This window comes from Paenibacillus sp. FSL R7-0128 (assembly GCF_038002245.1).
Taxonomy (GTDB): domain Bacteria; phylum Bacillota; class Bacilli; order Paenibacillales; family Paenibacillaceae; genus Paenibacillus_AQ; species Paenibacillus_AQ silagei.
Map to the genome: position 1 here is coordinate 2,581,535 of NZ_JBBOCD010000001.1, position 23,353 is coordinate 2,604,887.

The 23,353-nt window shown below is 51.6% G+C and carries 19 protein-coding genes and 1 tRNA gene; 17 read left to right on the forward strand and 3 right to left on the reverse strand.

Annotated features, from left to right (window positions below; genetic code table 11):
* Nucleotides 1–46: 46 nt before the first annotated feature.
* From NST26_RS10485 to NST26_RS10560, 16 genes are all read left to right on the forward strand, one after another.
* Nucleotides 47–1,657, forward strand: a complete 1,611-nt coding sequence (locus NST26_RS10485; RefSeq protein ID WP_340979112.1) for a helix-turn-helix domain-containing protein — start codon at nucleotides 47–49, stop codon at nucleotides 1,655–1,657.
* A 103-nt stretch (nucleotides 1,658–1,760) separates the two neighbouring features.
* A tRNA-Leu gene (locus NST26_RS10490) sits at nucleotides 1,761–1,844 on the forward strand.
* A 295-nt stretch (nucleotides 1,845–2,139) separates the two neighbouring features.
* A complete protein-coding gene (locus tag NST26_RS10495) occupies nucleotides 2,140–2,385 on the forward strand; it encodes an acyl carrier protein (RefSeq protein ID WP_340979113.1) in 246 nt (81 codons plus the stop codon).
* 13 nt (nucleotides 2,386–2,398) lie between these two features.
* Nucleotides 2,399–3,727, forward strand: coding sequence for a hypothetical protein (locus tag NST26_RS10500; protein ID WP_340979114.1), 1,329 nt, complete (start codon nucleotides 2,399–2,401; stop codon nucleotides 3,725–3,727).
* 33 nt (nucleotides 3,728–3,760) lie between these two features.
* Nucleotides 3,761–4,870 (forward strand): hypothetical protein, encoded by a 1,110-nt coding sequence (locus NST26_RS10505; RefSeq protein WP_340979115.1) that lies wholly within the window; start codon nucleotides 3,761–3,763, stop codon nucleotides 4,868–4,870.
* Nucleotides 4,824–6,002: a radical SAM protein gene (locus NST26_RS10510; RefSeq protein ID WP_340979116.1), complete on the forward strand. Its 1,179-nt coding sequence runs from the start codon at nucleotides 4,824–4,826 to the stop codon at nucleotides 6,000–6,002. The genes NST26_RS10505 and NST26_RS10510 overlap by 47 nt, the downstream gene beginning before the upstream one ends.
* A gap of 29 nt (nucleotides 6,003–6,031) precedes the next feature.
* Nucleotides 6,032–6,892 carry a hypothetical protein gene (locus NST26_RS10515; protein ID WP_340954274.1) on the forward strand — a complete coding sequence of 287 codons (861 nt, stop codon included), beginning with the start codon at nucleotides 6,032–6,034 and terminating at the stop codon, nucleotides 6,890–6,892.
* Nucleotides 6,889–7,800, forward strand: coding sequence for an FkbM family methyltransferase (locus NST26_RS10520; RefSeq protein WP_340979117.1), 912 nt, complete (start codon nucleotides 6,889–6,891; stop codon nucleotides 7,798–7,800). The genes NST26_RS10515 and NST26_RS10520 overlap by 4 nt, the downstream gene beginning before the upstream one ends.
* Before the next feature lie 10 nt (nucleotides 7,801–7,810).
* Entirely contained in the window at nucleotides 7,811–8,794 is a 984-nt protein-coding gene (locus NST26_RS10525) for an ABC transporter ATP-binding protein (RefSeq protein ID WP_340979118.1), read from the forward strand.
* Entirely contained in the window at nucleotides 8,791–9,594 is an 804-nt protein-coding gene (locus tag NST26_RS10530; protein WP_209874414.1) for an ABC transporter permease, read from the forward strand. Before NST26_RS10525 ends, NST26_RS10530 begins: the two co-directional genes overlap by 4 nt.
* 9 nt (nucleotides 9,595–9,603) lie before the next feature.
* Nucleotides 9,604–10,407: an ABC transporter permease gene (locus tag NST26_RS10535; protein WP_340979119.1), complete on the forward strand. Its 804-nt coding sequence runs from the start codon at nucleotides 9,604–9,606 to the stop codon at nucleotides 10,405–10,407.
* 27 nt (nucleotides 10,408–10,434) lie between these two features.
* Complete coding sequence (locus NST26_RS10540; RefSeq protein WP_340979120.1) at nucleotides 10,435–11,493, forward strand: Gfo/Idh/MocA family protein; 1,059 nt, start codon at nucleotides 10,435–10,437, stop codon at nucleotides 11,491–11,493.
* The gene (locus tag NST26_RS10545) at nucleotides 11,486–11,737 is read left to right on the forward strand and encodes an acyl carrier protein (protein ID WP_036725312.1); all 252 of its coding nucleotides are present in this window, start codon (nucleotides 11,486–11,488) and stop codon (nucleotides 11,735–11,737) included. Before NST26_RS10540 ends, NST26_RS10545 begins: the two co-directional genes overlap by 8 nt.
* Entirely contained in the window at nucleotides 11,731–13,242 is a 1,512-nt protein-coding gene (locus NST26_RS10550; protein ID WP_340979121.1) for a discoidin domain-containing protein, read from the forward strand. Before NST26_RS10545 ends, NST26_RS10550 begins: the two co-directional genes overlap by 7 nt.
* A gap of 96 nt (nucleotides 13,243–13,338) precedes the next feature.
* A complete protein-coding gene (locus NST26_RS10555; RefSeq protein WP_340979122.1) occupies nucleotides 13,339–15,783 on the forward strand; it encodes a glycoside hydrolase family 38 N-terminal domain-containing protein in 2,445 nt (814 codons plus the stop codon).
* A gap of 174 nt (nucleotides 15,784–15,957) precedes the next feature.
* A complete protein-coding gene (locus tag NST26_RS10560; protein ID WP_036725307.1) occupies nucleotides 15,958–17,511 on the forward strand; it encodes a response regulator transcription factor in 1,554 nt (517 codons plus the stop codon).
* A 371-nt stretch (nucleotides 17,512–17,882) separates the two neighbouring features.
* Here the strand turns inward: NST26_RS10560 and NST26_RS10565 are convergent, their stop codons facing one another.
* The 3 genes from NST26_RS10565 to NST26_RS10575 all read right to left on the reverse strand — a co-directional run bounded on the left by NST26_RS10565 (nucleotide 17,883) and on the right by NST26_RS10575 (nucleotide 21,660).
* On the reverse strand, nucleotides 17,883–18,836 hold the full coding sequence (locus NST26_RS10565; RefSeq protein WP_340979123.1) for an ROK family protein: 954 nt from the start codon (nucleotides 18,834–18,836) through the stop codon (nucleotides 17,883–17,885).
* Entirely contained in the window at nucleotides 18,826–20,652 is a 1,827-nt protein-coding gene (locus tag NST26_RS10570) for a class I mannose-6-phosphate isomerase (protein ID WP_340979124.1), read from the reverse strand. Before NST26_RS10570 ends, NST26_RS10565 begins: the two co-directional genes overlap by 11 nt.
* Nucleotides 20,653–20,760: 108 nt before the next feature.
* Entirely contained in the window at nucleotides 20,761–21,660 is a 900-nt protein-coding gene (locus NST26_RS10575; protein WP_340979125.1) for an AraC family transcriptional regulator, read from the reverse strand.
* Nucleotides 21,661–21,741: 81 nt separating this feature from the next.
* Between NST26_RS10575 and NST26_RS10580 the strand changes: the two genes are divergently transcribed.
* Nucleotides 21,742–23,274 (forward strand): response regulator, encoded by a 1,533-nt coding sequence (locus tag NST26_RS10580; protein WP_340979126.1) that lies wholly within the window; start codon nucleotides 21,742–21,744, stop codon nucleotides 23,272–23,274.
* Nucleotides 23,275–23,353: the final 79 nt, after the last annotated feature.

Genomic DNA, 23,353 nt, shown 5'->3' on the forward strand with positions numbered 1-23,353 from the left:
ACACTGGAGTCTATGATAATGATTCTCAGTCAGGAGGGGCGGCAGAATGACCGAACAGTTGCAGGAACACACCAGGAGAAGGCTGCTCCACAGCCTGATAAATATAGAAGCGGTGACCCGATCCCCGTCCGGGAAGGATCAGACCGAAGTCTATCGGGAGCATACCCTAATCATTGTGTCCGAAGGGCAGGGGTGGCTGAAGGCAGAAGACAGAAGGTACTTTTTGGACAAAGGGGCCGGGTTCCTGATCGAAGCCGGATCACTGAACCGGATTCAGGCCGGCGAGCAGGGGATCAGCTGGTACCGGATGGAGTTCGCGCTGATTCCCGCAGGGCACGTCAAGCCTGGCACCGTAGATAAGGGGCAGGAGGAACATGCAGAATATTTGCTCTGCCCGGGATATCTGGATTGCCGGCCGTTCTCCCAGTGTGCCCTGCTGCTGGATTCCATCTATTATAGCTTCCGGCGCCCGGAGGATGTGGAATGGTTCGCGGCCCAGACCCGGTTCCAGGAGCTGCTGCTGTTGATTATGCGGGCGAATACTCCGGTACTGAAGGCTAAGGATGACCGTGAGGCCGTGGAAGCCTCGATCCGCTATATGGAAGAGCATTGCAGTGAACCGTTATCTGTCGATCAGCTGGCTGAGATTGCAGGGATCGGGCGTGCGCGTTATACGCAGATTTTCAAAGAAATTACGGGCCGGATGCCCTTGGAGCACCTGAACGGTCTGCGTATTGAACGGGCACAGCAGCAGCTTCTGCTGACCCGGGACCGGCTGCATGAGGTGGCCCTGGCTGCAGGCTACAGCAATGAGTATTATTTCAACAGGCGCTTCAAAAGAACAGTAGGGGTGACTCCCGGACAATACAGAAGCCTCCATCAGGAGGGCGTCCGGGTATTTGCCCCTTTTCTGGAGGATTATCTGCTGGCACTCGGCATTACTCCGGTCGTGCAGTATTGCCATGCCAAGTGGGGCAAGCAGGAATACCTCGGGCTGGATCAGGTTCCGGCGTTCGATATCTCCAGCGGAGACTGGCAAGGACTCATCCGTTACAGTCCTGAGCTGATTATGCTGGATGACGGCTTCCAGCGCTGGCAGCTGGGGGAATGCAGCCGTGTCGCCCCGCTGTTCCGGCTCCCGTTCCATCAGGAGGACTGGCGTGCCACGCTCCGCAGCGCAGGTGCAGTCTTCGGGAGAACGGGTCGGGTGCAGGAGGTCATCAGCGATTATGAGCAGCAGGCCCGGCAGGCAAAGCGTCAGCTCAGCCGCAGCGTCCGGGGACAGACAGTGGCACTGCTGCGGATTTCTGCCCATGGCATTGCCCTGTATGGCAGTGAGCATCTGGGATATGCAGCGGGTGTCCTCTATGAAGATCTGGAGCTGGGGAGGCATCCCCTGGTACGGCAGCTCACCCGTGGACAGAAGTGCGTGAGCCTGAGCCCTGAAGAGCTGTCCAGCTTGAACGCAGATCATTTGTTCATTACGTTCGACCGGCAGGAAGGTGAGGGGCGGGAACTGCTCGATACCCCAATCTGGAGAAGCCTGCCTGCAGTACGCAACCGCTGCGTGTACGAGGTGGATTTCATGGCCTGGATGAATTACGGTGTCCTGTCGCATCAGCGGAAGATCACGGATGTGCTGAAGGTATTGGCTTAAGGCACACCTCCCTACAGAAATACACACAAAAAAAGCTTGCAATTCCCGGCCAAAGAGAGTATATTCTTAATTACGGTGATTGAATCACTGTAATACATAATATGCGGTCATGGCGGAATTGGCAGACGCGCTGGCTTCAGGTGCCAGTGATAGCAATATCGTGGAGGTTCGAGTCCTCTTGACCGCATCATAGCTTACAATACAGGTTCTTGCTTGGCATTTATGCCAGCAGGGACCTGTTTTTGTTTGGTATTTTAATGATTAGTTCGTTCCCCGCTTAAACAGCGGTCCGTTCACGCAGCGTCCACCCAAGTGCTCAAGCGGATCTTACTCCAAACAGTAATCTCTCAGCTGCAATCAATCCAATAAAAATCCTATACATATCATAAAAATGTGAGTTAGAAGCCGGAACCCTGAGGCTGTATCATAACTAGTAAGCAAGGCTGTTTAATTAAAATTCATGATGCGAGGAGAACGGTGATATGCAGGATACCATTGTGCGGATCTTGAGTGAAATTAAGAACAATCCAGAGCTGTTGCTCACTGCCACTGAAACCACCGATATAGTGAATGATGTAGGTCTGGATTCCCTGCAGATGATTAATTTCATTCTCCGGATCGAAGACGAATTTGAAATTGAGTTTGATTTTGATCATTTTTCCTATGAGGATTTCCAGTCGATCGGGGATTTCATGGGGTTCATCACAGCCACGCAAACCGCTTCTTAAGGGGGCTTCATGGATGAAGTCAACCGTGGTTCTAGGCACCTTTGATTCCGAGGCGTGGTGGCGGAGTCCGCATGGATCTATGCTTCCTTCTATGAACAGCAGCCAAGCTGTGACGATGGGCATGGATGAATTGTTGTTTCCGTTATGCAAGGAGCAGGACATTCTGTTCACCCGGCAGCCCATGGACGAGCATCTTACAAGCTATTTATCACAGCTCGGCTATACCTTCACCAATGTTCATTGCAGAAATCCTGTTCATGCGGATGACTACACGCTGCATGTGTTTGATCTTCTAATGGCTGATGCAAGCTACTACCAGCAGCTACTCCCGCAAGATGCTCTATTCTCTCCCTATTCTATTCTGTCCGATACCAGTGAGTTAGTGCGCAGGTTCAATGTCGGTAATCAGTTTCCCTCCTTAGATACAGTTCGAGCTGTGAATTCAAAGATCTATTCTCATGAACTAAGACAAAGATTGGGCATTCGCAATATGTCCTCTATAGCTGACAGCTCGGAGGAACTGCTTGCCCTGGGCTCGGAGCTGCTACGGACTGGACAAGTGCTGGTGAAGGACCCTCTGGGTGTCTCAGGCCGGGGCAATATGTTGATTTCGGGCGATAGAATGCTGAAGAGAATTGCGGCCTATCTGCAAGAGCAAGAGAATCGAGGCAAACAAACACAATTCATTATTGAACCCCTGCTTGATAAAACGGAGGATTTCTCCTGTCAGCTGTTCATAACAGAGCAGGGGGAAGTGGAGTTGTTCTCTGTTCAACGAATGGTAAACGAAGCCTTCTCTTATGTAGGCTCCTATCCTGCCGGTTCCGGGTTTACCCGGTCTCTCCGGGACAATGATTATTTCAGCATTATGGAAGAAGCCTGCAAGGACTTGTTCATGGCAGGCTATCACGGAGAGGTATGTATAGATTCCATGCTGCTGGCAAGCGGTGAGCTGGTACCCATCGTTGAGATTAATGCCAGAAAGTCCATGGGGCTGATTAATCATCATCTCAATAACTATTTACAGCAGTATTCTTTGTTCAGCTTTTTGACCTTTATCTCGGCAGGCTGCGCTGCGGAGGTGACCATGCCGCAGGTTCTGGGGGCTCTAAGAGCAGGCGAATTGTTGTTTACGCAAGAGAACAGGCAAGGAATTATTCCGCTGGGTGCAAACACGCTTTTCGGCTCCAGCAATACCGTATTTACTGAGGCGGAGTCTGAATGGCGGAAGGGGAAGCTTTATGTAGCTGCTCCCTATGCTTCTGATATAAGTGAAGCATTAACTCTTGTCCAGCGGGTGAAGGACGTCTTGAAGTCTCTGGCGATTAAGATTTATAACTGACCCGTCTTTATTGTGAAAAGAGGGAGCTGACCAATGATTACCCTTTTATGCTCATCTGTCGCTTTGGGGGTATATACGCCCGCGGTCCTGTTACGTGAGGAGCTAAGCGGGTACTATGAGGCCGATCTGGAAGTGCTGGAAAGACTGTATCCGCCCGAGACAAGACTGAAATTAACCGAGAACAAGAAGGTTTTCTCTAAGAGGTTTGAAGTAGCCAAGCTGGGTCACAGAATGATCAGGGATATCACGCCGAATCTGGACCCGCAGCTGGTAACCCGGCTTCTAGGCAAGTGGGCTGAAGAGAACCGGAGGGTATTTATGGTTTTCTCGGGGTTTTGGATGCCCATTCTGGAAGAGTACGCGAAGAGTTACCGTAAGGATGTCCATGTGGAGCTGATTCATATGGATGCGGTCATATCCCCTTCGTGGAAGCTGTATTCCAACAATATCCGAAATGATCTATTTACAGTGAACGATGTCTGGCTTTTTGACGGGGCGGCTGGGCGGGTGAATTACACTATTTCCATGGGTCATGCTGCCCCTAAGGACTATAAGGAACGTGACAACCGGCTCGTCATCCATGGCGGCGGCTGGGGAATGGGGACCTACAAGGAGACGGCAGCAGAGCTGAATCACTCCCTGGACTTGAACATCGTCATTCATGAGCTCACGGATGATCAGGCTTATGGAGCCGGCCACCGTTACTACATGGTGAAGCCGGGCTGGTCGCCCTGGATGAAGAATGAAGAGAATGAATATACCCTGCCGCCGTTCGGCGAAGTGATCCATCAGCGCTTTAACGAGGATACCGGGGTGAAGCATAGCTTCTATCAGCTGATCTGTAACTCGAAGGCTATTATCAGCAAGCCGGGCGGAGGAACCCTGCTGGATTCGCTGGAATCCTTCACGCCGGTTATTTTCCTGGAGCCGCTGGGTGAGCATGAAGCCCGCAACGCCGAGCTATGGGAGCGGCTGGGTTTTGGCATAAGGTATGAGCACTGGATGAGTATGGGCTGTCCGCTTGAGATTTTGGAGGCATGTAGTGAGAACTTAAGAAGCTATAAAACTCAGGTGTTAAATTATGGGAGGTGCTTTCATGAGACAGCCGCAAACATCGGTAGTGCTCGACCGGGATTCCTTTGAACGGTTAAAGAAAACCATTAAGCATATGTCGGTCACGCACAAACAGGTTCATCTCAATCCTACGTATTCTACGAATCTTCCGGTCGAGGTCGGGCTTAAATTAACCAATGGCTGCAATCTGCGCTGCAAGCATTGCTTTGAATGGAACGCTGAGGGGTATCACCGGGATCTGGGCAGAGCCGAGCAGAGGGAAGAGCTTGATTTCGCTGTGATTGAAAAAGTGTTCCGGCAAACCAAAGAAACGAACGCCAATATGTTCCTTTGGGGAGGAGAGCCTCTGTACTACAGCCGGTTCAATGAACTGGCCGACCTGCTGGAGCAGGACCCAAGATGGACGGTGTTATGCACTAACGGCATTCAAATCATCGAGAAGCTGGATTCCATCCTCAAAATGTCCAAAAGTCTGGTCTGTCTGATCAGTCTGGAAGGCTTCGAAGCGGAGAACGATGCGATCCGGGGAAAGGGCACCTTCAAGAAGGTGATGGCGGGCATTGATAAGCTGCTGGAGCTGGAGAAGGAGGGCATCTACCAAGGCAAAATCTCCATCCATCTGACGATCAGCGATGTCATGATCGATAAGCTGTATGATTTTGTTGAGTTTTTTGAACAAAAGGGGATTGACTCGGTATATATTACCTTCCCGTGGTATTTGCCGGATGAAGTGTCGAATAATATGGACCGTTATTTCAACGAGCATTTCAAGTGGCTGGCGGATGATCTGGAGGAAGGGCACCGCAACAGCTGGCATTCGTTTAAATATAAAATTTCGCCCGACAGGATCGATCCGTTGCTTGCGCAGATGGAGAGAATTAACCAGCGAACCTGGAATTTAAGAACACGGTATCAGCCCGCGCTCGAACTGGATGAAGTACGGGACTTTGTACTCGGTTCAGAGAAGCCTGCCCAGAATAAAACGCAATGCTTGTCGATCCGCACCAGACTGGATGTGCTGGCTGACGGTGAAGTCAGTGCGTGCAAATTATTTCCGGAGTTCTCCCTGGGGAATCTGGCCGATCAGGATCTCAAAGAGATATGGGATGGCGACAATTTTGAAAGGGTACGGGAAACCCTGCAATGCGGCCTGATGCCGGTATGCTCCAAATGCATTCTGCTGTATCTTCACGGAAAATAGGGATGGAGGCTATCACGAAGAATTCCGCTGTGAGCCGCAAACTGGCGGATTGGGCGGTTCCCTTTGGCCCCTATGATTGTTTGTTGAATGCGGTTACATTGTGGCTGTCTGTCCATCATGCCGATCCGAATCCGCTGTACAGGTATAATTTCTCCATTAATTATTATGCTGGCTATGACTGGTTCGACAGTTCGGTGCCGGTGAATGAGCTGTTTAGCTTCATCCGGCATGCTTATGGGGTTGAATGCAAGCCTTGCCGTTTAGACTCGGTGGATCGTGGACGGATGTATCTGCTGCCGGTGGACGCTTATCATGTTCCCTACATGAAGGAATTTTACGGGAAGGACCATATGCTGCATTATGTGCTTGCGGAAGCGGCAGACGACCAGAGCCTGAGAATAACAGATCCTTATTTTGCAACAAGCCTATTGGCCGACAGAACTTGCGTGGAGCAGGCCTGGCGCACCTTCAGTGAACCGGTTATCGAAATCAGCCCGCCGCTCAGCCTGAAGCCTGGCCTGAACTCTATCCGGCCTTACTTAACTACACAGCCCTATGAAGAGCTGCTCCCCCGCGCCTTTGCCCGAATTTCGGAACGGATCATGGATGTTGGAGCTTATAGGGGGCCGGAGAATGTAATGGATCATCCGGTGTTCAAACAACAGTTTGGCTGCATCCGCACGATTGCCCTATCACGGTCAAGGCATTTCGGCACCTGCAGCACCATGGATGTTGCTCACCACGGCTCAGCCTGGAGGAAGCTTGAAGTGAGCTTTATGAAGATGACCCTGAATATGGACAGAGGGTTAACCGCTACCGTGAAGCAATTGAAGCAGATTGCGGAGGATGAGCTGGCTTATTTACATTCCTATGCAACAGGAGGCCGATGATGCCGGAAGAAACCAGGTATGAGCAGATCCAGCGGATGTTTTGGGAGAAGAGGGTCGAGGCTGTCCAATTGCTTAGACGGGCGCTTAAAGAGCAGGTGGAGCAGATTGAGATTCATAAGGATGAGACCCGGATCAGGCTTACAGATGGGAGACGGTTTCATTGGGATCTCGGGCATGTGAACAGTCTCGGATTCCTGATGCGGGATGGATATGTCGAGCGGGAAGAGAGCCGGTTATTGTCTATTCTGATCCGTGAAGGATTTGAAGTATTGGATATCGGGGCGAATTATGGATGGTATTCCACGTTATTCGCACAAGCGGTGGGGCCTGGGGGCAGAGTTCATAGCTTTGAGCCGGTAAGCCCTACCTTCTCTGAACTGGCAAGAAACATCCAATTAAATAAGCTGCAGAATGTAGTGTTGAATCAGCTTGCGCTGTCGGACTATAACGGGGAAGCCGAGATCTATCTGCCTGTACAAAGCGGATCTGAGGATGCTGCGTTAATCATTGACCCGGCCTTGCAGCATGAAACCTACCATTGCCGGGTGCAAACGCTGGATACGTACATTGAGTTGCAGCAGATCAGCCATATTGACCTGATCAAAATCGATATTGAAGGCGGCGAATTAAAAGCATTACAGGGAATGGAACAGTATTTACAGCATCATGAGAAGCCCATGCTCATGCTGGAAGCGACGGAAGTTCTGGCTTTACGGTTCGGGAATTCGATAAGTGATGTATTCCGGTTTTTGAAGGAGTATCAGTATCAACTCTTTCAACTGTCCGCAGAGGAGCTTGTTGAGCTGGATAGCGCTGCGGAAGTGCAGGCACAGAATATATTTGGTCTGCAGCCGGAGCATATCCGGAGGTACAGCCCGTTCATCAGATTGATAACCATTGCAAAGTAGGGATGCCGGTATGGTCATTCATGTGGATCAATTGAGCAAGTCCTTTGACTACTACAAAAAAGAAACGGGAATCAGAAACTCTGTCAAGAATCTGTTCCACAGGGAGAAATTAACCAAGGATGCAGTAAATAAGGTCTCATTCGATATTAACGAAGGCGAGATGGTTGCCTTTCTGGGTCCGAACGGAGCAGGCAAAACCACCACTTTGAAAATGCTCTCCGGTATTCTTTATCCGACTGATGGCAGTGCGGAGGTGCTGGGCTACACGCCCTGGGAGAGGAAAAATGACTTCAAGAAGCAATTTTCCATTGTCATGGGCCAAAAAAACCAGCTGTGGCTGGATCTGCCGGCAAGCGATTCCCTGTATTTAAACAAGTGTATTTATGAAATCAGCGATCAGAAGTATAAGGAGACACTTGACGAGTTAGTGACGCTGATGGATGTCAGGCACCTGCTGCATGTACAGGTCCGAAGACTGTCCCTGGGTGAGCGGATGAAGATGGAGCTGATCGCTGCTTTGCTGCACCGGCCGAGAATTATTTTTCTGGATGAGCCGACGATAGGCCTGGATCTGGTCTCTCAGAAGAACATCCGTGAGTTCCTCAAGGCCTACAATCATGAATTCCGCACGACTCTGCTGCTTACGAGCCACTATATGAAGGATATTGAAGACCTCTGTAAGCGGACCATCGTAATCAATCAGGGCAAGCTGGTGTATGACGGGGAGATCCGCAAGATCAATGAGGTCATGAATGAGAAAAAACGAATGAAGCTGACGTTCTCGGCCATCGTCGAGCGGAAGGATCTGGCCGTTATGGGTTCTATCAAAGAATATAGCAGCTATGACGTCATTCTGGAAGTGGAGCGAGCGAAGTTCAAGGAGTATTCCAGAATGGCCATGGATCACTTTCCCGTCATTGATCTGAATCTGGAGGACATTCCTCTGGAGGAAGCCATTGCACGTTTATATGAACAGCCGGAGCCGCGCGGATGAACAATAAATTTGCCGTCAGCTTTTCGCTGGGAATCCAGAACTCCATGGAATACCGCTTTAACTTTTTTATGGGTTTTGCCAGTCTCTTCTTCCCGATCTTCATCCAGCTCTTCCTGTGGAAGGCGGTCTATAGCCATGCCTCTAATATGAACTTGTATGGCTATACTTACCAGCAGATGATCGTCTACACCATCGTAGCTGCCCTGATCTCGCGGCTGGTGGCTACGGGTCTGGAATATGACATTAACCATGATATCAAGAGCGGGGGGCTCAATAAATATCTGGTGCGGCCGATCGGTTATTTTCCTTATAAAATATGTGTCTACCTTGGCGGGAAGGTCCTCTCGTTTGCCATTACGTTAATCCTGCTGCTGGGCGTGGTGCTGTTTATGGTTTATTACTTCAAGGCGCCAATCAGCGTATCGCGTATACTGGTTTTTGGTGTCGTGCTTATGCTGGCGGTTGTGCTTAACTTCATGATCTCCTTCTCGGTCAGCGCGATTGCCTTCTGGTTAACCGATGTCTCTTACTTTTTTCATGTTACAGCGTTATTGATTCAGATATTTAGCGGCGGGATTTTTCCGCTCGATATTTTTGGGGCGACATGGCTGGCTGTCTTCGATTACCTGCCGTTCAAGTATACGATCTACATGCCGGTGAATGTAATCAATGGCAAGCTGACCCTGCTCCAGGCGCTGCATGTGATAGAGCTGCAACTGCTATGGATTGGACTCCTTCTGTTGCTTACGCGCTATATTTGGACAGTGGCGATCAAGAAATATATTGCCGTAGGGGGTTAAGGGAACCCGATGCTCAAATCACTCCGGAAGTACGGTTTCATATACAGCTTGTTCATCAAAAATTCCCTGATGTCCCAAATGGAGTATAGAGTTAACTTCCTGATGGGCCTGCTGGTGGAGACCTCCTATCTGTTCGCCAAATTCCTGTATGTGATTATTGTCTATGAGGCAGGATTAACGCTGGATGGCGTGCCCATTGATGCGATATTGCTGTTTATTGGCACCTATACCTTGATGACGGGGATATATTGGGGACTATTTGCCATCAACTTCGTGCAGATCCCGGAGCATGTAAGAACCGGGTCACTTGATATTTTGCTAACCAAGCCGATTTCCCTGCAATTTATGATGACCTTACGGAATGTTGACTTTGGGCTGGCGATTCCGAATGTGCTGGGCGGAGTGACCATGATTGTGGTGGGCTGGAGAAGACAGGGGCTTCCGGCCGATGCCGCTTCAATAGGCGGGTTCATCTTCTTCCTTGTGCTGGGGCTGTTCGTGACCTACACCTTGTTCCTGATCCCGCAGTTATTATCGTTCTGGTTCATTCAGATTGCTGCTGTCAATGACGTCTCAAACGGCCTGTTCGAGCTGAATAACATGCCAATGATGATTTACTCCAAATGGATACAGCGAATAGGGATATTTGTGGTTCCTGTTCTATTGATTACTAACTTCTCACCCTTATTCGTGCTGGACCGGTTACATCCGGGCCTTTTCCTCTGGGCCATTCTGTCTCCTATCCTGTTGCTGGGAATCACGAGATGGATCTGGTCCAAAGCGATTCGTAATTACAACAGCTCAGGCGGTTAGATATCCGGAATCACAGGAGGTAAGGATATGAATACTCAGAAGCCATATCGTATTGGAATTTTGGGCTGCTCCACAATCGCTCCGTTCTCGATCATTAACCCGGTCAGGGAGCTTGATCAATTTGTAACGTATGGTGTAGCGTCGCGTGATTTGGACCGGTCTACAGCCTATGCGCTGAAGCATCAGATTCCGCATGTGTTTGAAAGCTACGATCAGCTGCTGGAGTCGGCGGACATTGATGTGGTCTATATTCCGTTATCCAATTTCCTGCATAAGGAATGGACGCTGAAGGCGATTGAGGCTGGCAAGCATGTCTTGATTGAGAAACCGATGGCCTTGCATGCCGATGAGGTGCTGCTCATCAATGAACGGGCGAAGGAGCAGGGTGTGCATGTCCTTGAAGCGCTAATGGTCCAGCATCATTCCTGGCAGCAGGATATAACAGACATGATAGCAGCAGAAACCTACGGCAAACTGACAAAGATCAAAACCCGGATCTCCTTTGAAATTCTGCAAAGCAACTACAGCGCGGATAATTACCGGTTCAAGCCGGAGTACGGCGGCGGCTGCTTCATCGACGAATGCTCGTACTGGCTGCAGTTTATTCAAAAGGTCATCGGCTTGAAGCCGCAGACACTGGACGGATTCTCGACCTTCTCCGGTGTCAATCAATGTGATTGGACCTTTCATGCATCGTTGCAATATGAGGGGGGCGTCGAGGCAGAGTTCCTGGGTTCCTTTGAAATGCCGAACAATGCCACCCACTGGCTGGAGTTTGAGCGGGCCAGGGTAAGGATCAGCGGCTTTTTCAAACCTTGTTATGGGGATTACAAGATCATCATTCAGGTTGAACATACGGAAGCGGGAACAACAGACAAGCTTGTATACTCTCCGCAGAATTATTATGTGAACCAGCTCCGGTTTTTGGCTGAGGTGCTTGGGGGCACAAGAGAGAATATCCCCTTATCCGAATCCTATGAACGAGTGGCAACTATGAACGCCATCTATGAGATGGCCAGGAAGAAGCATCTTGAACAGCCCGGCATGGAAGAAAGACCGGACGGGGAGGCTGTGAATTATGGATGACCGGGAACAGGAGATTCGTAAGCTGCTCGCTCAATTGCCCGGCGGTTCTCCCCGTCTGAAGAATGCAGGTATGGACGCGGATTTGCGAAGCTATGGCATGGATTCTTTGTTGTTTATTCATTTTGCGGTGGTCCTGGAAGAGCATTTCTCAATAGAGGTGAGCCCGGAATTTCTCGATATAGATAAACTATACAGTCTTCAGAAGTGGAGAGAATATATTGATTCACAGGATCTCGTATGTTAGTAGCCCTGGAGATGGACTATTACAGCGAGGGCTACCGGACCATGCACTCCAATTGCGTGGATTTGCCCATGGCGGGTGCTGCGGGCTTTCATCAGTATGAGAATTATTTCTACTATACCTTCCTGTATGCCGTCATGATGAATTGGGGAGAGGCAGCGGACGTGGACTGGGTGGCCTCCAGACGCAGCATTCTTAACAAGCTCGGCTTGACCCTTAAGGTGACTGAGGTCCTGGATGCTGCTGGGCTGCTGTCTGCGATTCGCATGAACATTGATCAGCAGTGCCCGGTCGTGATGATTGCCAACTACAACGATCTGTTTTTTTTGAGCCAATACAGGACGGTCGTTGACGATCATGCCGTGTTAATCACGGAATATGATTCAGCCAGACGACTGATCGTGATCCGGGAGAATCAGCTGAACAAGGAGGTAACCCTGAATGTGATGAAGGGGGAGCCTTTTTTCAAGCTGCAGCTGACCGAGGAATTGATAGCGGATATCTGGAATAAATCCAATGCTTCTTTTAAGGAAATCAGGAATTATTGTTATAACAAGCTGTTCAGTGTAGCGAAAATAGGCGAACCGGAGGTTCACAGCTATCTGGAGCTGGTTGAGGATTTCGTGGAGTCCAATAAAAATCGTTCCAGTCATTTGATCGAAGCCGTGGAACGTTTCAATGACAATGTCTCTCTTATGGATGGACTCAATGACGCAAATGCCGTTGCGGTTGAATTTGAAACCATGCGCAGGAGTTATCACGGCTCGGCTATCATCATGTTCGATATCTTCGAGAAGGCGTTGCCCTGGTTATCCTCTCATGAAGAATGGGGGCAGATATTCGGCGGGTTCCGGGACCGGTATATCAAATTCAGATACCATCTGATCTCCAGTTTCCATGCGGATACGCTGAGACGGAAGCTGCTGCCGCCGGATCGAATTCTTCAGCTTACAGTGGAGATTAGCCAACTGGATACGGAGCTGTTCTCTCTGCTCGGTAAGCTGCTCACCCATCACCATAAGGAGCGGGAATCTCACAATGCCGCACAGGCCTGGACGAATTATGCAGCTTGCGCTGAGGTGTCTGCGGACAGTGAGTATAGCCTTGACCCGGAGACCGTCTGTCAAGCCAGCCAGGCGGTGAATGGCAGGTGGGAGAACTGGGTCACGGATTCCTGGCATTCGGACACCGCCCGGCCCGTCCATTGGTTGCTGCTGGATCTGCTGAAGCAGAGAGATATTCTGAGAGTTGTGATCAGGCATTCTCCTGCCCCCGGCTATATCACGATGGATTATGAGCTTCAGGGAAGCAACGACACAGAGCAGTGGGAGCAGATAGCGGCTGTACGGAATAATGAGTCTGTCTTAACCGTGCATGAGGCTGACGGCTGTTCGTTCAGATACATCAGACTATATATTACTTATCCGGCCCAGAATGATTTTCAGGCGCGGATCTATGAGCTTGAAGTGTGGGGACTGCCTGATATCACTCAAGCCTCAAAAATCTGATATGATTCAAAAAAAAGTAGGATATCCTTCCATTTGGCCTGCTGGATATAATAAAAATGTAAAAAATAAAATGCCATATTGATTGGAGAATCAAACATGAACAACAAGAAGAAATGGACGATTTATGTGATTCATCATTCTCATACGGATATTGGCTACACCGAGCGGCAAGAGAAGATCGAGCAATATCACGTGGACTTTATCAGGCAGGCCATTGCGATCTGCGAGGCGGCTCAGACGGAAGACCGTAAGGAATGGGCGGGCTTTAAATGGACCTGCGAAACCTTCTGGGCCGTGGAGAAGTTTCTGGAGGAAGCCACGGAACAGGAAAAGGAACAATTTGCAGCCGCGCTCAGACGCGGGGATATTGAGCTGTCGGGCACCTACTTGAATATGACGGAACTGATCAATTTCGAGCTGCTCAGCAGTATGCTTGCAAGGGCGGGGAACTTCGCCCGGCCGCTGGGGCTTCAGGTGAAGTCGGCCATGACCGCGGATATTAACGGATACAGCTGGGGTTATGCACAGGCTCTGGCAGATGCAGGAGTCGAGAATTTGCTGTCCAGTATCCACACGCATCACGGGATGTTTGCCATCGGGCGCAAGCAATTCCCCTTTTATTGGGAGACACCCAAAGGCAACCGCCTGCTGGTATGGAGCGGCGAGCATTACATGATGGGGAATGATCTGGGGATCAATCCGGATGGGGCATTGTCTTATACCATCAAAGACGAAGACCCGGTATGGGGGATCTCTAAAGATCACTGGAAGCTGGCCGAGACCCGGATTGCCCGCTATCTGGATCAGCTGGAGAAGGAGCAGTATCCCTACGATTTTGTATTGGTGAATGTCATGGGGCTGCTGCGGGATAACTCGGCGCCGAACCCCGGAATCATAACCTTCATCAAGGAATGGAATGAGAAGCACGGGGACCGTGTTGAGCTTGAAATGACAACGCTTAACCGGTACTTCGACCTGTTGCGGCAGCAGGAGGCCGAGATTCCTGTCTATAGCGGGGACTGGCCGGACTGGTGGTCCGATGGCGTGGCATCAACCGCGATGCACACCCAGATCTTCAGGAATGCCCAGCGGACCCTGGACGTCGTCAAGCGGCTGGACCCGGAGCGCAAGCTGGCGGCGGCAAGCGATATTGCCCATGCAGAGCAGCAGTTAATGATGTATGCCGAGCATACCTGGGGATATCACTCCTCCATCTCGGAGCCCTGGCACATCATGGTGCAGGAGCTGGCCGTCCGCAAAGAGGCGTATGCCGCCAATGCCAGCAGACTGGTTCATGCCTCGCTGGATGCGGTACTGAAGGCGCGGGGCGATGTGCTGCTGCGGGCTGACCGGGCATTCACCTATAAAGTAATCAATTCCTTCGATTACCCCGTTGAGGATCTGGCTCATTTCTATCTCGAGGAGCAGTGGGAAGCGGATTATTTCCGGCAGGGGCTCGAGGTGGTCGATGAGCAGAGTGGAGAAGTGGTCCACCATCAGCAGGAGAAGGTAAGCAGAGGATACCAGATTGCGGTCATGGTCAAGCTGGGCGCAAAGGAAGAGAAGCGGTTCCGTATCCGGGAAGCCTCGAAGACCGTCCCGGTGACGACGAGCAGCACCCGCTTGCGGGGAGCCGACCGGATTCATGATATCCGGGATATCTTCCCTCCTGTGCAGGAGGAGACCCCCCGGCTGTTCATCACGGAGAATCATATTGAATCGCCTTACGTACGTATTGCGTGGAGAGCAGGAGAAGGCATCGTCTCCTGGATGGATAAACAAACCGGTCAGGAATTCATTGATCCCCGTCAGGCTCACGGAGCCTTCACTCCGGTGTATGAAGTGACCCCCGGCGGCGGTGACGACCAGATGACCGTGCGTAGAATCATGGGCAGGAACCGCAAAGGTATGAATGTTCAGCGGTCGGAGGGGCTCCTCTCAGGCGTGAAGGAAATAACGAATGGCCCGGTGTATGGCATCATTGAATTGAAATATCAGGTTCAAGGGATGAGCCACTATTCGTTATTCCTGAAGGTGTTCAAGGACCGGAAGAGAGTTGATATCTCTGTCCGCATCCACAAGGATAGTGTGTGGGACCCGGAGAATGTGTACGTCGCCCTCCCCTTTAGTGCAGGCGGCAGCAGTGAGCTGTGGTTCGAGAAGGCCGGGGCTGTCCTAAGGCCCGGAGTAGATCAGATCCCGGGCACCTGTACGGATTTCTATTGTATTCAGGAAGGGCTTGCGGTTATATCCCCTCAAGGCGGGCTGTCCATTGCGGCCCCGGATACGCCGCTGATGCAGACCGGGCCTTTGGAATACGGCCCAAGACTCGTGCAGGGCCAACAGGAAGAGAACGGACATACCTCGTTATACGCCTGGGTGCTGACCAATTACTGGGAGACGAACTTCAAGGCGACCCTCGGGGGATTCTACGAATTCCGGTATATGCTGCAATGGGGAAGCGAAGCGGATACGGCAGAACAAGCTATTCAGTTGTGCCACAGTGCCAATGCAGGCACGGTTGCATTCAGAACCACATAAATTCCGGCGGGCTTAAGAAGGGCTGAATCTTTTATAGAGAAGCCCTTTTTTTGGAATATAAGAAATTATATGTTTCACACCATAACTTATCCTTCTATTTCTGGCTGAAACGGTGCCGTCCCTAATAGGACGGCATAGCTGTTTCCACTTGTGTAAAAAAGGGAGGCGTGCGCTGTGTACCGTATTCTGATTGTGGATGACGAACGCATAGAGAGAGAGGGCATTCAGCAATTGATACAGGATCACCATCTGGAGCTGGAGACACTCCTTGCGGCGAATGGCGAGATTGCGCTGGAGATCCTCGGGAAGCACAGGATTGATATTCTGATTACAGATATCAAGATGCCTTTTATGGATGGACTGGAGTTGTCGGAGAAGGTTAGCAGCCTGGGTCTGGATATTGAAATGATCATCTTCAGCGCTTACCATGAGTTTGAATACGCGAGAAGAGCCTTGCGGACCAACATATCGAATTATTTGCTCAAGCCGGTTCATATCCCGGAGTTTCTCAGTGTGATTAACGAGGCGATCAGGGCCTGTGAAGACAAAGCGGCAGAGAAATTGCGGAACGAACAACTGGTGGAGGGATATAACCGGGGGCTGCTGTATGAGAAGGAGAAAATGCTGCTGGACTCCCTAAACGGTGTGAAAATCAATACAGAGGCCTGGATGTCCCCGGAACTGCTGGAATATGTCCAGCACAAGCATTGGCTGCATATGATTCTGGTGGATTGCCGCCGGAAGTTTTTTGATATTCACAATGATGAATTCATTAGGCTGTTACATGATAACCTCAGCTACGCCTTCGATTATGTGAACTTGAGCGAGCATCAAAGTATGCTGTTCGTCAAGCACCCCCGCCCCATCCCCAAAGAGACGCTGAGGCTGCTTGGAGATCAGATTATCCGCGCCGCCGCCGGGAGCCTGGAGCTGAATGTGGGTCTGGTGATCGGGAGAGCGGTGAATCAGCCGGAACAGTTGTATGATGCCTATACCGAGATGGAGCAGATGCTGGAATTCAAATTTTTCATGGATGAGTATACCCTTCTATTTGCCGATGAACCCTTTGAGCAAGCGGGCTTTGACGAGATCGAATTGAATCCGATTCTGGATAAGGTCTACCAGTGTCTGGAGTATAACGATTTTACCGGTGCGAAATACAGTATAGAGCTGCTGTTCACCTACCTGAGAACCAAAGGGCAATTCTCGTCCCTGTACACCAAGTTCATCTGTTCGGAAATTATGAAAAAGGTGGTGACGAGAGAGAAAAACCATGAGCCTGTGGAAATGAATCATTACTTGGACCAGATTCATAAGACCGTTTCCCTTCAGGATCTGAAGGATCACATGTTTGCGATCCTGTCCCTCATGGAAACCGTCAGCGGAGCGAGCCCCAAGAAGGCCGCCAATCTTAAGCTGATCCGGACCATTACAGATGTAATCGACAAGGAGTACGATCAGGATCTCTCTTTGGAGGGCATCGCGGAGAGGGTCTATTTGACCCCCAGTTATCTGAGTTATTTGTTCAAGAAGGAGACGGGTCAAAGTCTCATCCGGTACATCACGCAGGTGAGAATGGACAAAGCCGTCGAGCTGCTGAGTACAACGAATATGAAGATCGTCGATATTTATAAGAAGCTGGGCTACAGAAGCTCGACCTATTTTATCCAGACGTTTCGTAATTACCATGGAGTCACTCCGGCCAAGTTCAGGGAAGGCTCTCCGTAGGGTAGCGCCCTCACCATGATCCAACTATTTCTCGCTGGCACGATACCGGAAATAGTTGGATTTTGTACACTTACTGATGGACGATGGGAACCTGCGGCGGCAACAGTTGTATAAACAGCACTTAAATTCTCCGATTTCACCCCAAGCAGCGAAAACGCACAATAGCAGATGTAGTTTATCCACTTGCTTCCGTCCATCCCTCGGAAATGGTCAATTTAAGTTACGTATTTCCACTTGTGATCCTAAGCTGGACGGGTGCAACGACGAAGCGCATGGCGAAGCTAGCCGCGAAGCACACGGCAAAAGCACATGGTCAAGCTTGCGGCGAAGCTCGCCGCGAAGCTCATGACGAAGCAATGACGATGCCCCGCCTATCCCTCACTGAACATCCGGGCAATGCCCCGGAAGGTATACGCGAGTACATGCTCCGCCGTGCGGACCGTCAAGGCGGGGGAGCATGACCTCTGCAAGCGGTTCAGCAAGGCAGGGCCTAACAGATCATGGCTTTTGGAGATTTGCCCGCCCAGTATGATGAAGTCCGGCCGGTAACCGTCCACGTAAGGCTGGAGCAGCTCCCCGAGCCGGGCTCCGAATTCGGCGAATACCCCGCGCGCGGCAGCATTCCCCTCTCTGGCTTCATGGGCAAGCTCCTTCACATCCATGTTCGCTCCCGGAAGCCCAGCCTCCCCAATCCCCGCTTCACGGGCCAGCTTCAGGATGCCTCTCCTGGAGAACCAATCATCCGCCCTGCCGTCAAGATAAGGCTGGTCATACAGCCAGCCGTTCGGCGGGATGCCCGGCCCTGATTCCATGATCCGGGAGTTGTCGATGAAGGCGGAACCGAGGCCGGTTCCTAACGTCAAGGCCATGAACCGCTTACGCGGGAATTCGGCGCTGACTCCCAGCGCAAACAGGCGGGCGTCATTCTCGAAGCGGATATCCATGTCCGGCAGCGTGCCGGCCTCCCGGGAGCTGCCAGCGTGCCAGCGTGCGCGTAAGGCTTGGCCCAGATTCAGCCCGTAGATCGCCTCGAATTTGCCAAGCCCCCGGATCAGACAGACGCCCTGCCTGTAATCGAACGGGCCGGGAAAAGCCATCCCGATATGATAGCGGCAGTCCGTTACAGCGTCCCGGTACCTATGCTGATACAGGTTGTACTGGGCCTGAAAGATAGACATGAAATGGTCAAGGATCGTTTCCCGGTCCCGGTCAGCCAGGGCGGGGAATTCCATGTCACTGCCTTGCAGCGGAAGGCCGTCCTCTAGCACGCAGGTCTTAATAAAGGTTCCGCCCACATCCAGCGCAAGTACGATATCACGGCTCAAGGAGACTCACATCCCATGCTGCGGAGACACCGGCCTTGATCAGCTTGCAGGGGCCGGAACCGGTATTGACGATGGTGTATTCCCCTAGTACAGCCGGGAGAATATACGATTCCGCATAATGCAGCTCCACAAATACCGCCTCGTCCGCAGCAGACACAATCCGTACAGACTCTCCTTCAACGAGGTTATACATGGTCATTTCGCCGCGCGTATCGTCTTTCCAGGTATCCTTCAGATGAACACGGTGGACATAGAACAGCAGATCACTGCGCTGTCCCAGCACATACTCTTCATTCTCCCCTTGCTGCTGCAGAAGCACTGGCGAAGGCATGAGCTGCTCTTCAACCCGGGCGGTCTTCTGCGTGAAGTCAATATTGTCGAAGGCGAAGTCGATATTGATCGGCCGGGGTTTGCCGTCCAGGTCCTTGCGCAGAAAATCATAGATTTTGAAGGTGAACCACCAGGTGGTAGAGGAGATTTCCAGCACCAGATTGTCTTTGCCTGCGGAATGGACGGTTCCGGGCGGAATCAGGAACAGCTCGCCCTTCCGGGACTCATAACGGTTGACATAATCGGTCAGCGGCAGCGGGATGCCCGTCTCCTGAGCCTTCTGCACCTCATGGCGGAACTGCTCAGGTAGGCAGTCTTCAGTCAGTCCCAGATAGACCCCGGAATCCCCCTGCTGCTCCATGATGTAATAGGATTCCTGCTGGGCCATGAATTCATTGAACCGGCTGCGGATATAGTCCTGGGTGGGGTGGACTTGGCAGGACAGATTGTCACCGTCCATTGTGTCCAGATAGTTGAAGCGGATCGGGAAATAATCTCCGAATAAGCCCGTCAGACGTTCCCCCAGAATCGCTGGATGCTCCTGCTGCATAACCAGCAGAAACGGAATCTCCATCTCTTTGCCTTCATACCCTACAAGGATGGAATTCTCGGGGGCGATCGGCTCAAAGCTCCAGGCGCAGTTCACCCAATCCTCCGGCAGATCAGCCAGCTGTTTGAGGAATTGTCCGCCCCATACCCCCGGTGCATAAAAAGGCTTCACCCGCAGCGGTGACCCGGCAATATCCGAGATCATCCGGCGCAGGGACGGCACGGCAGTCATGACTGGCTGCTTCGGCTGATTCAGGTCGATGTAGTAGTCCATTTGATCCAGGATTTGTTTGCGGTAGGTTTCGAGAATAGGCCATTCGACGAACAGGGCGATTTTATATTTCTCCACCGCATCCCGGTTCCAGTTGAGGCCGAAACTCAGCAGCTCCTGCCGGTGGCCGGCCTGCTGGTATTCACGCGAGACATCCAGATAGAAGGAAAGATCGAACCGCCCCTCTCCAAGCCAGTAAGCCCCCGGGCCAAAAACGATACAGAATGCAGCCGAATCCGCACCCGGCTCTGCCTCATCCAGCCTGCGGACGGCTTCTTCCCTGGCCCCGTCTCGGAAATAATCCTCTATACTTCCGTCAGTGAAATAGCCGAAGGCGCGGTTATCCGTAATATTGGCCGCAAAAAACTCCCGCAGCTCTTCGCCTGACTTGAGATAGCTGCCCGAGCCGATGAGGGACACGGAATGGCCCGCTTGCTCAAGCGCATCCACTGCTCGCTGCAGAACGGTTTGAAACGGGGCGCCGTGGGTTCCGTCAAAAGCAACATACAGATTGCCGCTTCCCTTCTCACTGGCGAGCTGAAGCAGGGAAGCGGCAATCGCTGAATAGCCTTCCCGGAGCACTGCGGGAGGAGCAGCCAAGGGGATGTCGTCCTGCGGAACAGGAATGGGGCTGCGTACAAGGTTGACTGGTCGTTTAACAAACATGGGGAACTCACTCCTTCTAAGGGTTTACAACCATTGTAAGGAGTCCTTACGGAATTATCTTTGAATACGGCGTCTAATTTTTTGTACAATCCGGACATTTGGCGTTGATTAGCTCAGGTTCTGTCTTCCGTCTGCAAACTGCGATCTGCGGAACCGGGCGGGGGAGACACCAAGCTGCTTGGTGAATACGCGGGTGAAATAGTGCACAGACTCGAAGCCGCAGCGCTCGGCGATGTCTTTGATAGGGTAGTCGGTGTGCAGCAGCCAATCCTTGGCTTGTTGGATTCTTCGTTCCTGAATATAATGGACGAAAGTCTGGCCCAGGCAGGCCTGGAAGATCCTCGACAGATGGCGTGGAGAGATATCCAGTTCCAGGGCCACTTGGGCCATATGCAGCGGGGAGGACAGATTGTCGCGGATATAGCGCTTGGCCCGTTCCAAATGGCGGTGTTCCCCGCTGTCCTCCTTCATTGCCCCGGCCTGCAGATGGGGTTCGGGGGAGAACGCCTGCGGGAACGAATGCAGCAGAGCAAGCGCCAGATGATTCATCGGCAGCCTGGACACCCCCGCTTCGCTCTCGGCCAGGCTGAAGAGGGTCCGCCAGATTCGGGCAGAGAGTGCGGCAGCTTCATGCGGGGCTATGGCCTGCCCTCCGGCGGCGAGTTCCTGAAACGGCTTGCGGCCGTCCGCAGAGCTTAAGGCTTCGTCGATTTCAAAGGCAACGAAGAACAGGACCAGCCCCTGCTCACTGCGGATCTGGTGCCAGATGCCCGGATGTGAGCAGAACAGGGTTCCCGGCTCCAGGGGGAAGAGCGCATCGTCATCCTGGTAGGAGCCGGTGCCTTGCTGAACATAACAGACTTCAAAAAAAGAATGGCGGTGCAGGGAATTATTATAATGATTCGGCATGAAGCCCCAGTAATGAATATGAAATGAGGTTTGTCCGTCACTGATATTTGAGATATGCTGATTCAAAAGTGCATTGGCTTTGCGGTACGCCAGGCGCATGGCGGGACCTCCTCATGGTGTAGGCTTCAATGAAATGATAACGTTTGCTTATGATTCTATCAGACATCAGGAGGGAACTCTATGTTTACCATATTGATCGTGGATGATGAGAAAATTGAACGGGACGGCATCCGGGGGCTGATCGCTGACATGAACTACGAGCTGCGGGTTGCCGAAGCGGAGAACGGGGAGAAGGCGCTGGAGTATCTTCGTCTGAACCCGGTGGACATCCTGCTCACAGATATCAAAATGCCCTTCATGGGCGGTCTGGAGCTGGCGGAGCAGGCAAGCCTGGCGCAGCCCTCCCTGGAAATTATTATCTACAGTGCTTACGGGGAATTTGACTATGCCCGCCGGGCGCTCTATACCAATGCTTCCAGCTATCTGCTGAAGCCGATTGATATTGAGGAGTTCGCCGGGGTGATGTCAGGCGTGATACAGAAATGCGCGGATAAGGCCACCCAGCAGCGCCGCACTGCCGAGCTTATGCAGGGGTATCAAAAGGGCCTGGAGTATGAAAGGGAGAAGTGGCTGACCGATGTGCTGAACGGGGTTCAGGTGATCGCGGATGATGCCGCTCTGCCGTTCGGAGGGCAGCCGGCCGCTCTGCTGCTGATTGATTTCAAGGAGCGTTTCTTTGACCGCAGCTACGAGGCATTTGAACAAGCGGCAGAGCAGCTTACAGCCGGTGAATATGAGCTGCTGAACCTGAATGAATATCAAAGTGTGCTTATGGTCCCTTGCCCAGGCAGCGGCGGACAGAAGAGGATCAGGGAGATGAGTGAAGCGCTGGCGGAGCGGATCGCGGAACGCTTTTACCGGTATTGCTGCATCGTATACAGCCCCGTGATCTCCGATTGGCAGGAGGTTTCGGCGTGTTATGAGCAGATGGAGCAGACGCTGGACTACAAATTCTTTTTTGAAGATACGGTGGTGCTGTTTGCCGGAGATGATCTGGCGGGCCGTGTCCCGGAGCTTGTCAGCACCGAGACGCTGATGGCGGATATCAACCAATTCATTAACCATGGGGAATATGCAGGCGCAGCCAAAAGCATTGAGCTTCTGTTCAGCCACTTGAGCCGGAACGGCGGATCTTCTGCAATCTATGTTAAGTATCTCTGTTCGGACCTGGTGCGGAATGCGTTTGAACAATCAGCCCGCAGGCAGAAGGCGGATTTCCAGCAAACGGTAGAGCGTATCTTCAAAAGCGATTCGATTCTCGGGGTGAAGCAAGTGCTGCTGCAGGCGCTCTCGGAAATAGAACCGGACAACGGGGCTCCCGATGAGAGCAAACGCCATATTGTCCAGCAGGTCATCCGGATTGTGGAGAAGGATTACAGGGAGGATATCAGTCTGGAGGTCATCGCCGGGCGCGTATCGCTTAATCCCAGCTACCTGAGCCATTTATTCAAGAAAGAAACGGGGCAGAGCCTGATCAAATTCATTACTCAGCAGCGTCTGGAACGGGCAAGGCATTTACTGGACAGCACCAATATGAAAATCGTCGATATCGCTGAACATGCCGGCTACTGGAGCTCCTCCTACTTCTGCCAGACCTTTAAAAAATATTACGGCATCAGTCCGCAGAAATATCGTGAAATACTGGACGAATAATAGTACGAATTATTGGAGAGCACCTGCGGGTGCTTTTTACTTCCAAATTAATTGACGCGTATCCAAAGAATTTGGGATT